Below are 14,391 nucleotides of genomic sequence, written 5' to 3'. Positions count from 1 at the left end.
TGGTTGAATGAGGGAATGGATTTCTTCTGGACGGGACATAAATATACCAGAAGCTCCTAATCGCCACAACGTGAAATCTATCACACTGCCATTTTTTATTTTTTGCTTCAAATCAAAGTCGCGTTTGCCTATGATTTTACACGCTCTTCTTGTTTAACTTGATCCCAAAACACATCAAGTTCATCTAGAGTAAAGTCTGCTAAGCCTTTTCCGTGCTGTGCAACTTTAGTTTCCACTCCATTAAAACGCTTGGTGAACTTAATATTGGCCTTTGTAAGTGCAACCTCTGGGTCTTTACCTAAATGCCGAACCAGATTCACAGTGGCAAACAGCAAATCACCAAGTTCGAGTTCAACCTTGCCCTCATCAGGTGTCACTTGCAATACTTCTTCCATGACTTCATCTATCTCTTCCTTCACCTTATCGACAACAGGCCCTAATGTGTCCCAATCAAAGCCGTACTGAGCACATTTTTTCTGGATTTTTGTTGCCCGAGAAAGTGCCGGAAGTGAATTCGGTATTGAGTCTAGAACACTTTTTTCTACTTTGCCTGATTGTGCTTTTTCTTTTGCTTTTTCTTGCTCCCAGCGTGCATTTATTTCGTCTTCTGATTGCAAGGACTCATCCGAAAAAACATGAGGATGACGTCGGGTCAGCTTGCCATTGATGCCTTCCACCACATCAGAAAAATCAAACAACCCCTGCTCTTTAGCAAGCTGGCTGTAAAAAATGACTTGAAAAAGGAGGTCACCTAATTCTTCTTGTAAATTGGGCCAATCTCTCTGTTGAATCGCGTCCACAACTTCATAGGTTTCTTCAATGGTATGCGGCACTATTGTGTCGAAGTTTTGCTTGATGTCCCAAGGACAACCCACCTCGGGATTGCGTAACTGAGTCATGATGCTTTCGAGTTTTTCAATCGGATGTTTCATTTCTCTATCCTTTTATTCGGCACACAAATGTTATTTGGCGCGCAAAACGGTTGGAGGCCTCGCCAAAACATTACCTGATGTTCAAAATGGTCGAATGGACAAAGTGGCCTGATGTACAACATAGCTTGGTACTCAAGTGGCGACGTAAGTGGCGATAAGCTCTGTAAATAAAAAGGTGAGCGACATCTGCACTCACCTTCTCTAACTTTCTGTTAAGGCCTTCGTTTTCAGCTCTATTCGCTGGCCACTCATTAACCTAGTCGCTTGACTGAGATAACGTCTTTTATTTGCTCTACGCGTTTAGAAACACGAGAAAAGACTTCTAAGTTAGTCATTTCAAGATCAAAGTCCATTACCGACATTTGACGACGATAGTCAACTCGACTCTTCATGCTCGTGACTTTGATTTTTTCATTCGCGAGTAAAGTGGTAATGTCTTTGAGTAGTCCACCACGCTCCATTGCTTCAACTCGAACCGTTAAAATGTAAGAGCCAACAAAACCACTCCCCCAGACAGTATCGATAATACGTTCTGGCGCATGGTGACGAAGTTCCTCTAACTGCTCACAATCACTCCGGTGAACAGAGATCCCACGACCTTGGGTAATGTATCCTGAAATTTCATCGCCTGGGATTGGCTGACAACAACGAGCCAGGTGCGTCATTAAATTGTCAACGCCCTCAACAACCACCGCATCTTTTTTCGGTCGACTTTGTGCTGGTGCCCTACTCTCAGCCTCTTGAAGTTTTTCGAGTGCCTGCTGATCTTCTTCTTCTGCTGTGGGCTTATTAACTAGAGCATTAATGTGGTTAATAATTTGATTAATACGTAAATCACCACTGCCGATGCCAACATAAAGCTCATCACTGGTGTTGATGTTGAAACGTTTCAATGCGTATTGATCTGCATCTTTTAAAGTTGCACCAATCTTAACCAATTCGTGTTCTAAAATTTCACGCCCTGCTTCTAAGTTTTTTTCACGGCTTTGTTTTCTAAACCAAGCATTGATTTTGGCTCGAGCTCGCCCAGAAGTAACAAACCCTAGAGAAGGATTCAACCAATCACGTGAAGGATTAGGTTCTTTCTGGGTAATAATCTCAACCTGGTCACCCATTTGCAGTTTATGAGTAAACGGAACAATACGTCCACCCACCTTAGCACCAATACAGCGATGACCAACCTCTGAGTGGATATGGTAAGCAAAGTCCAATGGCGTAGCACCCATAGGTAAATCAACGACATCACCTCTCGGGGTAAACGCATAGACACGATCGTCGAATACCTGACTACGAAGTTCATCAAGCATTTCACCTGAATCAGACATTTCTTCTTGCCAATCAAGCAGTTTACGTAGCCAAGTGATTTTTTCATCATAACCACTACGGCTGCTGGCACCTTCTTTATATTTCCAGTGCGCGGCCACACCAAGCTCGGAATCTTCGTGCATTTCCTTAGTGCGAATCTGAATTTCAATCGTCTTGCCTTCAGGCCCCAGAATAACGGTATGAATCGACTGATAACCATTTGGCTTCGGGTTAGCAACATAATCGTCAAATTCATTAGGCAAATGCTTGTATTTTGTGTGAACAAGTCCTAATGCGGCATAACAATCTTGCAGCTTGTCAGCGATAATACGCACCGCTCGAACGTCAAAAAGCTCATCGAACGCCAAACTTTTCTTCTGCATTTTGCGCCAAATACTATAAATATGTTTAGGTCGACCACTGACCTCGGCACAAATATCAGAGACACACATCTCTTGAGTTAAGTCATCAACAAAATCTTTAATGTATTGCTCACGCACAATCCGACGTTCAGCCAATTGCTTTGCGATTTGTTTGTAGGTTTCAGGCTGCTGGTAACGGAAGGCATAATCTTCAATTTCCCACTTTAATTGGCCAATCCCTAAGCGGTTTGCTAATGGTGCATAAATATTGGCGCACTCTTTGGCCGCAGCTCGGCGCACTTCATCTGGCGCTTTTTTTACTTCAATTAAATTACAAATACGTTCGGCAAGTTTGATCACGACGCAACGAAAGTCATCTACCATAGCCAATAGCATTCGACGTACGTTATCAACTTGAGAAGATGCAGCACTGCCTTCCATTGTCAGGTTCAATTGTCCAATGGCCGCCATTTCTTCAACGCCATCAATCAATTTGATGATCTCTTTACTGTACTTTTCTTCGAGTAATTCTCGTTCAAAAGCGCCGCTAGAAACTAAAGGAAACAGTTGGGCTGCCACTAAAGTGGCTTCATCCATAGAAAGCGTCAGCAAGATCTCGATCATTTCGCGCCCACGCCATAGCAGAAGTTCTGCTTGCTCATGATCAGCAAGAAGTGCCTGACAATCACGATAGACGTCTATTAAGCGTTGAGAAATAGCTGTTTCTTGTCCTAAGCTAGCCACCCAACTTTCAAGTTCAAACTGTTCATCTTGGTTCAAATGCGCGCTTCTTACCGCAACCATCTCATCATCCTAATTATTATATTTGTTCGTTTAGTTGGACCTACACCGCCCATGTGAGTTCAATTCAACACTCTTAACCGAGCAATAGCTCATGACATTGCTCGGTTAATGGTTCACTTATAAAGATTTTTCAAATAATGCCATCGACTCAAGATGGCTAGTATGAGGGAACATATCCAACATTCCTAATCGAGTTAATTGATAGCCTTGTTCTAATAAGCTTTGACTGTCTCTCGCTAGGGTAGCAGGATTACAGGAAACATAAACTATACGCTGTACGCCAAGAGAGGAAATTTGATCAATGATCCCACTTGCTCCGGCACGGGCGGGATCGAGCAATACTTTATCAAATTTCTCCTTAGACCAAATTTGTCCTGCAAAGTCTTGCTCTAGATTAGCATGATAAAACTGAGCATTATCAATGTTATTTAGCGTTGCATTGTTCGCCGCTTTTACCACCATTTCCGGCACACCCTCAACACCAACAACCGACATAACCTGTTTTGCGATAGGCAGGCTAAAGTTACCGAGACCACAAAACAAATCCAACACTCGCTCGTTCGCTTGTAAGTCTAGCCAGTCGATCGCTTGCTCAACCATTTTCTGATTGACGGTTTGATTGACCTGAATAAAGTTGTTTGGTTCGAACAGTACCTTAACCCCGGTTTCCTTATAGAATGACATCTCTCCTTCTACTCGGAGCAGCTGATCAGTCTCGGGCATCAAATACAAAGTCGCATGGTGACGTTTGGCTAACTCGACGAGCTTGCCCTGTTCATTGGCAGAAAGTTTGCCCATATGACGTAACGTAATACAGGGACCATTATCTCCTAATACCAATTCAACATGACCCAATTTTTCCGGCTTTTTAGAGGTCTTTAACAGTGCATAAATCTCGGGTAATAATTGATTAAGTTCAGGCGCAAGTACTGGACAATTTGTGATTTGAGTGATGTGCTTACTTTGTTTTTGACGGAAGCCAAAATGAAGCTGGCGCGTTTTTTTGTCGACAAACACACTCACCCGAGCACGACGACGGTATTCACGTTCTAGTCCAAGAATAGGCGGCATGAGCTCAATATCACGTCCAGCAAACTTTTGCATTAATTGACGCAATGTCTGTTGTTTATAGGTCAGTTGCTGCACGTAATTCATATGTTGAAGGTCGCAGCCCCCACATTGTCGATAATGCGGGCAAAAGGGTTCGACTCTCACCTCGCTTGGTGTCAGCACTTTAATCAGTTTTCCACGCGCAAATTTACTTTTTTCTTCAACCAGTTGAGCCACCACTTCTTCACCCGGTAATGCACCATTAATGAATAATGGTTTTTTATTGAGATAAGCGATCCCTGCACCATGATGATCTAAACGCTCAACCTGAACGGCTTGATGACGAGTATTCAATTGTGTTTTCTTTTTTGGTTGAAAAATTCGTGCCATACTTTGTGCCTGATTTCTGTCTAATTGCTTTTCTGCTCACTAATCTTGCTCGCAGTCGTTGTGTGATTCGAGTGAGTTGATTATGCTTATGATAAATCCGGAAACGTCACACCTTTACGCTGACTTTATCGTCAGCTTGAGTACTAAGGCGTTATTTTCCCATATCCCGACCTCGATGTAATTAGATAACATGACCAGATATGGCTTACGAGCACGTGTAATTGCCTTAACCCTCGCCCCAACACTGATTATTGGCTTATTATTAAGCAGTTTTTTCTCTTTTAACCGCTACCAAGACCTAGAAACCCAAGTTATCACTACTGGTAATAGTATTATTGAACCCCTCGCAATCGCCAGTGAAACTCACTTATTAGCAGAAAGTCGTGAAGCAGTACGTCGCCTGATAAGCTATGCACATCGAAAAAATTCCAATCTAGTAAGAAGTATCGCCGTCTTTGGTGAAAATCATGAACTGTTTGTCACGTCAAATTTTCATCCTAACTTTGAAACATTAATGTTTCCGAAAGATCAACCAATCCCGCAACTAGGCAATTCTGAAGTTTTTGACAACACCTTGATCCTACGTGTTCCTATATTATCCGAAGGACATTACTTGTCTGAACTTGCCATCGAAAATCAGGGCACAAAAGCGGTGGGATATGTGGCTGTAGAAATGGATCTTTCCTCACTGCGATTACAGCAATATCAAGAAGTTTTTTCAGCCTTCTTAGTCTTAGTGCTTGGTTTAGGCCTAGCGAGCATCTTCGCTTCCCGATTAGTCCACGATGTCACCCAGCCCATTACTCACATGAAAAATGTTGTTGACCGTATCCGACGCGGCCACTTAGATGTGCGAATTGAAGGGAAAATGCATGGAGAATTGGCTCAATTAAAACATGGTATTAATGCTATGGCTGTATCTCTTTCTGAATATCACGTTGAAATGCAACACAGTATCGATCAAGCGACATCTGATCTACGTGAAACACTCGAGCAGCTTGAAATACAAAACGTCGAATTAGATATCGCCAAAAAACGTGCACAAGAAGCAGCCCGTGTTAAATCTGAGTTTTTGGCCAACATGTCTCATGAACTACGTACCCCACTGAATGGGGTAATTGGTTTTACTCGCCAAATGCTTAAAACACACTTATCAGGCAGTCAAATAGATTATTTGCAAACAATTGAAAAGTCGGCCAACAACTTATTAAGTATAATTAATGATATCCTAGACTTTTCCAAACTTGAAGCGGGTAAATTAGCTCTAGAAAACATCCCATTTGAATTCCGAGAAAACTTAGAAGAAGTCATCAATCTGCAAGCTACAACTGCCCATGAAAAGGGTTTAGAAGTTACGCTTAAAATCGACCCTAAGATCCCACACGGCTTAGTCGGCGACCCGGTACGTATCCAACAAATTCTCACCAACCTTGTTGGTAACTCAATCAAGTTTACAGAATATGGCAATATTGATATCAGTGTTGAGATGCGCTCCCGAACCAGCGATTCCGTAGAGTTACAATTCATGGTCAGGGATACTGGCATAGGTATCTCAGAACGCCAGCAAGCACAATTATTCCAAGCATTCAGCCAAGCCGATGCCAGTATTTCTCGTCGCTATGGCGGAACTGGCCTCGGTCTTGTCATTACTCAAAAACTGGTCAGCCAAATGGGAGGCGAAATTAGCTTAACCAGTCGCTTACACCAAGGATCGACATTCTGGTTTACTTTGCGCTTAGATTCAACCGAAATGCCAATGGGTGAATTACTCGATCTTGATCTGCTTGCTGGTAAGCAATTACTCCTAATTGAGCCCAATATGCAAGCGGCCTCCGTCACACAACAAATTTTAAGTCAAGAGGGCATCATAATTACATATCGCTCATCTTTACCAGAAAACCAAGAACACTATGATTATGTCTTATTGAACTTGGCTGCGAATAAGAACTACGAACAAGATATCGTAAACACTTGGGTTGAACATGCAAAGCGCCTAGCACCAAGTGTTATTTTAGGGACTCCAAGTACAGAGCTGGCACTTGCTGATCGAGTAATGCACGACTATCAGATTCAATGCTTAACCAAACCTCTTTCAAGGCGTCGACTACTGCAAAGTCTGATCATCGAACATGTAGAGTTACCTGAAATCATGCCAAAACTTGTCGACATTACTGAAAATAAACGCTTGTCTTTAAGTGTTCTTGCTGTTGACGATAATCAAGCCAATTTAAAGTTAATATCTGCTTTACTAAAAGAGCATGTTGAGAATGTCACAGCCTGCACCAATGGCCAACAAGCAGTTAATTTAGCAAGACTCAATAAATATGATCTGATATTTATGGACATACAAATGCCATTAATGGATGGTGTCACTGCTTGTCAGCATATCAAAGAGCTGCCGCTTAATAATAACACCCCTGTTATTGCTGTGACAGCTCATGCTATGGCAGGCGAGCGAGACCGCTTACTCAATTTAGGAATGGATGATTACCTAACCAAACCTATTGAGGAACATATCCTTCAGCACACTCTGTTGCATTGGAGTAAAAAACCCAATTCTGTAGACTTACCAACATCTCCGGTAACATCAGAAAATGTCGATCCAGAGTTATACACTGACAAAAGTGCTCATCAAGAAGTCATTATCGATTGGCCAACAGCTTTAAAACAAAGCGCCAACAAGGAAGATCTTGCCAGAGAAATGCTAGCAATGTTGGTCGACTTTATTCCTGAAGTAGAAAGGGTTGTAACCCAAGCTCTCGAACAAGATTCCTATTCACCTGATCAGCTGTTACAGGTGATACATAAACTACATGGTAGCTGTTCTTATTGCGGTGTGCCTAGACTAAAAGCATTATGCGCTACTTTAGAACGAGCATTAAGGTCAAAAGCCCAGTTGGAAGATATCGAACCCGAAATGTTCGAGCTTCAAGATGAAATGACAAAAGTAGTCACCGCAGCAAATCTTTATATTTGTATATAAAGATTTGCTGCATAAGGTTTACTGATAATATCACTAAGAGTAAAACTCTTCGTTTTATGCTTAGTGATATTGTTTTTCAACCACAAAAGTGACATTTATCCCATCAATCGTTAGGAGAAGGGACTTAAGATTCAAAAATTACAGTTGCAACGGCATAGTGACGTTCATCAGAAATCGAAATATGCGTAGATTGAATTCCTTTAAAGGAAGCAAGCTCTTTTGCTTTACCTGATAAAACCAACATAGGTTTACCCAGTTCATCATTCAAAATACAAAAGTCATGAAAGGTTACACCTTTTGCAATCCCAGTCCCCAGAGCTTTAGCCGCCGCTTCTTTGGCAGCAAAACGCTTCGCTAAATAACGCCCTTTTTGTTTTAAACCAGAGAATGTCACGATTTCTTGTGGGCAAAGAATACGTTTTGCAAACGCTTCCCCAGTGCGATCAAGCGCAGTTTCAATGCGTTCAATCTCCGCAATATCTGTACCCAAACCTAAGATCGCCATAACAAAACCTGATTACTTTCGCGCAGCTAGCATGATTGCTTTCATGTCAGCAACCGCTTTATCTAAACCATCAAAAACGGCTCGACCAATAATGGAATGGCCAATATTCAGTTCGTAGATTTCTGGTAAGGCTGCAATTGGAGTCACATTATGGTAAGTCAAACCATGTCCAGCATTGACGATGATCCCGAGGTCATGAGCATAACTTGCTCCTGCTGCGATCTTTTTTAATTCATCTTGCTGCTCTTCCTCAGTCACTGCATCAGCATAATGACCAGTATGAAGCTCAATATAGGGCGCACCACAAGCGTGAGCTGCATCAATTTGCTGGCGATCAGCATCAATGAACAGAGATACCTTAATTCCAGCTTGAGTCAACTTTTGTGTTGCAGATTTGACTTTGTCTAATTGCCCTACAACATCTAACCCACCTTCTGTGGTTAATTCTTCACGTTTTTCTGGTACTAAACAAACAAATTCAGGCTGAGTTTTTAGCGCGATCTCAACCATCTCGTCCGTTACTGCCATTTCAAGATTCATACGTGTTTGAATCGTTTCACGAAGGATACGTACATCACGATCTAGGATATGACGTCGGTCTTCACGTAAATGAATAGTAATACCGTCAGCTCCAGCACGCTCGGCAATTTCTGCTGCATGCACAGGATCAGGGTATTTGGTACCACGCGCATTGCGTAAAGTAGCAATATGGTCGATGTTAACGCCTAAATAAATTGAGCTCATTTTCCATTACTCCGTGCTGTCTGAATGAACAATTCTCGACTTTTTAAAGGTTTGCCGCCAAGATACGGCTTTAGGGCTAGTCGTGTAAAGCGTTTTGCCGCTTTTAACTGCTCTTTAGTGATGAAACGCCGTTCACTGATTGCAATAAGCTCATTGCCCAAGAAAGTAAGGTTATCGCGCCTCACTGATGCAATAAACCCTTTTTGCTCTCGATAACGATAGGTCATTTCTGACTCGACAGGCTCGCCCGTTCCAGCACAGTGAAGAAAATCAACGCCATACCCCATAGCAGAGAGCAGCGCTAACTCAAAACGGCGTAAGGCAGGTTCTGGATTATCACACTGCGCTAGCTCGGTTAATGCATGCAAATAATCATGAAATAACGCAGGCATAGGCACTTCTGACATCAGTACTCGGCCAATAAGCTCATTGACGTACATAGCAGAATAAAGATTAATGCCAGTCAGAGGTAACCCCAAGCTGATGGGCTCAGCTTGACGCAAAGTTTTCATCGAACCTTTACCAGACCACTTCAAAAGTAAAGGGGTAAAAGCTTGCAATGCCCCCTTCAAATGGGAGCGCTTACCACGAGCTCCCTTTGCCATCAGAGTCATGCGCCCATATTCTTCACTGAACACATCAAGAATGAGGCTCGATTCGCTATAAGGACGCCGATGTAAAACAAAACAGCGTTGAAAGCCTTCAGAAGATAAATTGCTCATTAAAGGTCATATATCCAGAAAATTAAAACTAAGGAGCCATCGGCTCCTTAGTTTCATCGATACTTGTTTGGAAAATCAGCTAGACAAAATTATAGATCATCAATATAACCTAATGAACGAAGCGCTCGCTCATCGTCAGCCCAGCCTGATTTTACTTTAACCCATGTTTCTAAATAGACTTTACGACCAAACAATTCTTCCATATCAAGACGTGCTTCACGGCCAATGGTTTTGATCTTATCTCCACCTTTGCCAATTACCATTTTCTTTTGTCCGTTGCGTTCGACAAGAATTAATGCATTGATGTGGAAGCCATCGGTATCAGGGTTGTAATCAAAGCGTTCGATTTCAACCGTAACCGAGTAAGGCAGTTCCTCACCGGTAAAGCGCATCAGCTTTTCACGGACAATCTCAGATGCCATAAAGCGCTGAGAGCGGTCAGTAACGTACTCTTCTGGAAAATGATGGGTCGCTGCTGGCAAGTGGTCTCTAACGTGTTTATGTAATACGTCGATATTTTTACCTTGTTTGGCGGAAATTGGGACGACATCGACAAAGTCCATTTTCTTGGACATATCCGCCATGTGCATCATGACTTCATTACGATCTTGAACGTTATCCACTTTATTAACACAAAGCACGACCGGAAATTTCGACTTTTGCAACTTAGTCAAAACCATTTCATCATCTTTTGTCCAATGAGTTCCGTCAACTAAAAAGAAGACTAAGTTCACATCACTTAGGGATGAATTAGCCGCACGATTCATTAAACGATTGATGGCACGCTTTTCTTCAATATGTAAACCTGGAGTATCTACATAAATCGCTTGGTAATCACCATCTGTGTCAACGCCCATAATGCGGTGGCGCGTCGTTTGTGGCTTACGCGATGTAATAGAGATTTTCTGCCCCAGAATCTTGTTCAGAAGAGTAGATTTACCTACGTTTGGACGACCAACAATGGCGATAAAACCACAATGTTGGTTCTCTGGAGAGCTCGGCTCGCCGTGTGATGCAAAAAATGCATCGATATCAAATTCATTATCAGCCATGTATTAGTTGCTCAAGTGCTATTTCTGCAGCCGCCTGTTCTGCCTTGCGGCGACTGGTGCCTTTACCAATCACAGGCTCATCCACACCTGCTACGTCACACTCAACCGTGAACTCTTGATTGTGTGCTTCACCTTTAATATTAGTCACTGTGTATAAAGGTAGAGGTTTTCTTCTACCTTGCAAAAACTCTTGTAAGCGAGTTTTTGGATCTTTTTGCGATACTCCTGGTTGAATCGCATCAAGACGAGAGCGATACCAACTGAGTATAATGCCACGAACAATCTCAATATCACTATCAAGGTAAATTGCGCCGATAATAGCTTCTACTGCATCAGCCAAAATCGAGTCACGACGAAAACCGCCACTTTTCAATTCACCTGGACCTAATTTTAAATAATCTCCAAGGCCGAACTCTCGACCCAGCTCCGCCAATGTATGCCCACGAACCAAAGTCGCACGCATACGACTCATATCACCTTCGTTCACTTTAGGGAATCGATGGTAAAGTTCATCAGCGATGACAAAACTTAAAATTGAATCGCCCAGAAACTCAAGACGTTCATTGTGTTTACTGTTGGCACTACGATGTGTCAGCGCCAAATGAATAAACTCGGCATCCTTAAATTGGTAGCCGAGCTTTCTCTCTAGTTTATCTATTGGAGAATTCATACTCTCTCGATATTTAGTGGTTAGTGAATACCGCCGATGCGTTCAAAACGCACTCCTGTTGGTATCCATGAAGGTAGAATACTATCAGCATCGTGGTCAAATTCGAAACTGGTCCAAATAGCAACCGCTTTGCCAACTAAGTTAGCTTCAGGAACAAAACCCCAATAACGACTATCCGAACTGTTATCACGGTTATCCCCCATAGCAAAATAGTGCCCTTTTGGTACTACCCATTCTGTCGTACCAGGACGTGGGAAATACATTTGCTCTCGATTGCGCACCATTGGGTTAAATAAGACTTTGTGTTCTACATCACCCAACTTTTCATCCATTTGAATTTGTGGAATACCGCCGTTAGCTAAAAATTCACTTTTCTCAGCATTACTAAGCTCGATTTTCGTACAAGCTGACTCACCCATAGGCTGAATGCATAATTGTTTATCTTTTGAATAATGAATTTTATCACCGGGTAAACCAACAACACGTTTGATATAGTCTAAACTTGGGTTTGGCGGATATTTAAAGACCACAATATCGCCACGCTCGGGCTTACCTGTTTCAACCAGTTCAGTACGCCAAACCGGATCCTTCAAACCATAAGCGTATTTTTCAACTAAAATAAAATCCCCTACCAGCAATGTTGGCATCATTGAACCAGATGGAATTTGAAAAGGTTCGTAAAGAAAAGACCGTAATACTAAAACGAACGCGATAACTGGAAAAATGGATACACTGTTTTCGATCCACCAAGGCTGTTTTTTCAGTTGCTCCAACGTAGCTGAATCCAAGCCATTTTCTGTTTGAGCTTCTATTCCTTCTAATTTAGCTTGGCGTTTTTTAGCAAAAACCAGCTTTTCTAACAGCCACACAATACCCGTAATTAAAGTGGCAAAAAACAAAAATTTTGAAAATATAGCGGCCATTAAATTCCCTTATCTAAAAATACGAAAGTGAAAGAGCCGGAACCCTTTCACTTATTTAACTGTGTAACATCTTTACGACAGACAAGAGTGTGAAATAGTTCAACCCTAATCTTTACCTACGTGAAGAATTGCGAGGAAAGCTTCTTGAGGCAGTTCAACGTTACCGATCTGCTTCATACGTTTCTTACCTTCTTTCTGTTTCTTTAGAAGCTTCTTCTTACGACTCACGTCACCACCGTAACACTTAGCGATAACATTCTTACGTAATTGTTTTACAGTAGAACGCGCAATAATGTGGTTACCGATGGCAGCTTGTATCGCAATATCGAACATCTGACGAGGAATGAACTCTTTCATTTTCTCGACCAGCTGACGTCCACGCATTTGTGACTGGTCTTTATGCGTAATCAATGCAAGTGCGTCAACTTTATCGCCATTTAACAGAACATCAACACGAACCATGTTCGAAGCTTCAAAACGCTGGAAGTTGTAATCTAGTGACGCATAGCCACGAGAAGTAGACTTCAAACGGTCAAAGAAATCTAGTACTACCTCTGCCATTGGAATGTCGTAAGTTACAGCTACTTGATTGCCATGGTACACCATATCGACCTGAGTACCACGTTTCTCAACACAAAGCGTGATGACGTTACCGAGGTAATCTGATGGTACCAAAATATTACAGCGAGCAATCGGTTCACGAATCTCTTCAATGTCATTAACTGCAGGCAGTTTTGCTGGGCTATCGACATAAAGCATCGTACCGTCGGTTTGCACCACTTCATAAACTACTGTTGGAGCCGTCGTAATAAGGTCAAGATCGTATTCACGCTCTAAACGTTCTTGGATGATTTCCATGTGTAGCATACCAAGGAAACCACAACGGAAACCAAACCCTAATGCAGCCGAGTTCTCTGGCTCATAGAATAGAGAGGCATCATTTAAGCTCAATTTACCCAGAGCATCACGGAAGTTTTCGTAATCATCTGACGACACTGGGAACAATCCAGCATAAACCTGAGGCTTTACTTTCTTAAAGCCTGGCAACGGCTTTTCACTGCCATGTTTGGCCAGTGTTAGCGTATCACCAACAGGAGCACCAAGAATATCTTTAATGCCACAGACAACCCAGCCTACTTCACCAGTACGCAAAACGTCAGTATCCACTTGTTTCGGTGTAAAGATACCTAAACGATCAACCCCCCAAGTTTGCCCGGTACTGATTACTTTAATTTTGTCGTTTTTCTTGAGCGAACCATTTTTAATTCGAACCAAAGAAACAACACCTAAGTAGTTATCAAACCACGAGTCAATGATCAACGCTTGCAATGGCGCATCAGGATCACCTTCTGGGGCTGGAATAGCAGAAACGATGTTCTCTAAGACATCATCAACACCGATTCCGGTCTTCGCTGAACAACGTGTTGCTTCCATTGCATCGATACCAACGATCTCTTCAATTTCTTCCGCAACACGCTCAGGGTCTGCAGCAGGCAAATCAATCTTGTTTAGGATTGGAACAACTTCCAAGTCCATTTCGATCGCGGTGTAACAGTTAGCAAGCGTTTGAGCTTCTACACCTTGGCCGGCATCAACCACCAGCAACGCACCTTCACAAGCGGCTAGAGAACGCGATACTTCGTATGCAAAGTCAACGTGCCCCGGCGTATCGATGAAGTTCAGCTGATAAGTCTCACCGTCTTTCGCCGTGTAATTCAGCGTCACACTCTGAGATTTGATAGTGATACCACGCTCACGTTCAAGATCCATAGAATCAAGAACCTGTGCGGCCATTTCACGGTCGCTTAATCCGCCACAAACTTGGATAAGACGGTCTGAAAGGGTCGACTTACCATGGTCGATGTGGGCGATAATCGAAAAGTTACGAATGTGCTTCATAGATTTAGGGTGACTAACTCTTTAAAAATAGGGACAGTAGAAAGCCGTTC

Annotated in this window: 11 protein-coding genes; 1 reads left to right on the top strand and 10 read right to left on the bottom strand. The window is 42.5% G+C overall.

All coding sequences use genetic code 11. The features are described from left to right. Window positions 1-128: 128 nt before the first annotated feature. The 3 genes from mazG to rlmD all read right to left on the bottom strand — a co-directional run bounded on the left by mazG (window position 129) and on the right by rlmD (window position 4,843). On the bottom strand, window positions 129-932 hold the full coding sequence (gene mazG / locus VSA01S_RS12975; protein ID WP_039979822.1) for a nucleoside triphosphate pyrophosphohydrolase: 804 nt from the start codon (window positions 930-932) through the stop codon (window positions 129-131). 251 nt (window positions 933-1,183) lie between these two features. Further along, window positions 1,184-3,403: a GTP diphosphokinase gene (relA, locus tag VSA01S_RS12970; protein WP_039979824.1), complete on the bottom strand. Its 2,220-nt coding sequence runs from the start codon at window positions 3,401-3,403 to the stop codon at window positions 1,184-1,186. A gap of 117 nt (window positions 3,404-3,520) precedes the next feature. Continuing rightward, on the bottom strand, window positions 3,521-4,843 hold the full coding sequence (rlmD, locus tag VSA01S_RS12965) for a 23S rRNA (uracil(1939)-C(5))-methyltransferase RlmD (RefSeq protein ID WP_039979825.1): 1,323 nt from the start codon (window positions 4,841-4,843) through the stop codon (window positions 3,521-3,523). A gap of 190 nt (window positions 4,844-5,033) precedes the next feature. Here rlmD and barA point away from each other — a divergent pair, with 190 nt between their 5' ends. Further along, on the top strand, window positions 5,034-7,826 hold the full coding sequence (gene barA, locus VSA01S_RS12960; RefSeq protein WP_039979826.1) for a two-component sensor histidine kinase BarA: 2,793 nt from the start codon (window positions 5,034-5,036) through the stop codon (window positions 7,824-7,826). A gap of 124 nt (window positions 7,827-7,950) precedes the next feature. On the opposite strand, the gene acpS is transcribed toward barA, so the two are convergent. The 7 genes from acpS to lepA all read right to left on the bottom strand — a co-directional run bounded on the left by acpS (window position 7,951) and on the right by lepA (window position 14,341). Then, window positions 7,951-8,331 (bottom strand): holo-ACP synthase, encoded by a 381-nt coding sequence (acpS, locus tag VSA01S_RS12955; RefSeq protein ID WP_039979827.1) that lies wholly within the window; start codon window positions 8,329-8,331, stop codon window positions 7,951-7,953. Between the two features lie 12 nt (window positions 8,332-8,343). Continuing rightward, complete coding sequence (gene pdxJ / locus VSA01S_RS12950) at window positions 8,344-9,075, bottom strand: pyridoxine 5'-phosphate synthase (protein WP_039979828.1); 732 nt, start codon at window positions 9,073-9,075, stop codon at window positions 8,344-8,346. Beyond that, on the bottom strand, window positions 9,072-9,797 hold the full coding sequence (gene recO / locus VSA01S_RS12945; RefSeq protein WP_039979829.1) for a DNA repair protein RecO: 726 nt from the start codon (window positions 9,795-9,797) through the stop codon (window positions 9,072-9,074). The genes pdxJ and recO overlap by 4 nt, the downstream gene beginning before the upstream one ends. Before the next feature lie 89 nt (window positions 9,798-9,886). Next, window positions 9,887-10,849 carry a GTPase Era gene (gene era, locus VSA01S_RS12940; protein WP_039979830.1) on the bottom strand — a complete coding sequence of 321 codons (963 nt, stop codon included), beginning with the start codon at window positions 10,847-10,849 and terminating at the stop codon, window positions 9,887-9,889. Then, window positions 10,842-11,519 carry a ribonuclease III gene (gene rnc, locus VSA01S_RS12935; RefSeq protein ID WP_039979831.1) on the bottom strand — a complete coding sequence of 226 codons (678 nt, stop codon included), beginning with the start codon at window positions 11,517-11,519 and terminating at the stop codon, window positions 10,842-10,844. Before rnc ends, era begins: the two co-directional genes overlap by 8 nt. A gap of 20 nt (window positions 11,520-11,539) precedes the next feature. Then, entirely contained in the window at window positions 11,540-12,442 is a 903-nt protein-coding gene (gene lepB, locus VSA01S_RS12930) for a signal peptidase I (protein ID WP_039979832.1), read from the bottom strand. 105 nt (window positions 12,443-12,547) lie between these two features. Further along, on the bottom strand, window positions 12,548-14,341 hold the full coding sequence (lepA, locus tag VSA01S_RS12925) for a translation elongation factor 4 (protein WP_039979833.1): 1,794 nt from the start codon (window positions 14,339-14,341) through the stop codon (window positions 12,548-12,550). Between the last annotated feature and the right edge of the window lie 50 nt (window positions 14,342-14,391).

The sequence above is a fragment of the Vibrio sagamiensis NBRC 104589 genome, assembly GCF_007990935.1.
In the GTDB taxonomy this organism is placed as follows: domain Bacteria; phylum Pseudomonadota; class Gammaproteobacteria; order Enterobacterales; family Vibrionaceae; genus Vibrio; species Vibrio sagamiensis.
Note: the sequence above shows the minus strand (reverse complement) of the source record. Positions and strands in the feature narration are given on the sequence as shown.

What these genes read in the sequence shown, in the direction of transcription:
- barA (WP_039979826.1), top strand. Translation starts at nt 5,034, where the DNA reads ATGACCAGATATGGCTTACGAGCACGTGTAATTGCCTTAACCCTCGCC.
- recO (WP_039979829.1), bottom strand. Translation starts at nt 9,797, where the DNA reads ATGAGCAATTTATCTTCTGAAGGCTTTCAACGCTGTTTTGTTTTACAT.
- rnc (WP_039979831.1), bottom strand. Translation starts at nt 11,519, where the DNA reads ATGAATTCTCCAATAGATAAACTAGAGAGAAAGCTCGGCTACCAATTT.
- pdxJ (WP_039979828.1), bottom strand. Translation starts at nt 9,075, where the DNA reads ATGAGCTCAATTTATTTAGGCGTTAACATCGACCATATTGCTACTTTA.
- relA (WP_039979824.1), bottom strand. Translation starts at nt 3,403, where the DNA reads ATGGTTGCGGTAAGAAGCGCGCATTTGAACCAAGATGAACAGTTTGAA.
- rlmD (WP_039979825.1), bottom strand. Translation starts at nt 4,843, where the DNA reads ATGGCACGAATTTTTCAACCAAAAAAGAAAACACAATTGAATACTCGT.
- acpS (WP_039979827.1), bottom strand. Translation starts at nt 8,331, where the DNA reads ATGGCGATCTTAGGTTTGGGTACAGATATTGCGGAGATTGAACGCATT.
- era (WP_039979830.1), bottom strand. Translation starts at nt 10,849, where the DNA reads ATGGCTGATAATGAATTTGATATCGATGCATTTTTTGCATCACACGGC.
- lepB (WP_039979832.1), bottom strand. Translation starts at nt 12,442, where the DNA reads ATGGCCGCTATATTTTCAAAATTTTTGTTTTTTGCCACTTTAATTACG.
- mazG (WP_039979822.1), bottom strand. Translation starts at nt 932, where the DNA reads ATGAAACATCCGATTGAAAAACTCGAAAGCATCATGACTCAGTTACGC.
- lepA (WP_039979833.1), bottom strand. Translation starts at nt 14,341, where the DNA reads ATGAAGCACATTCGTAACTTTTCGATTATCGCCCACATCGACCATGGT.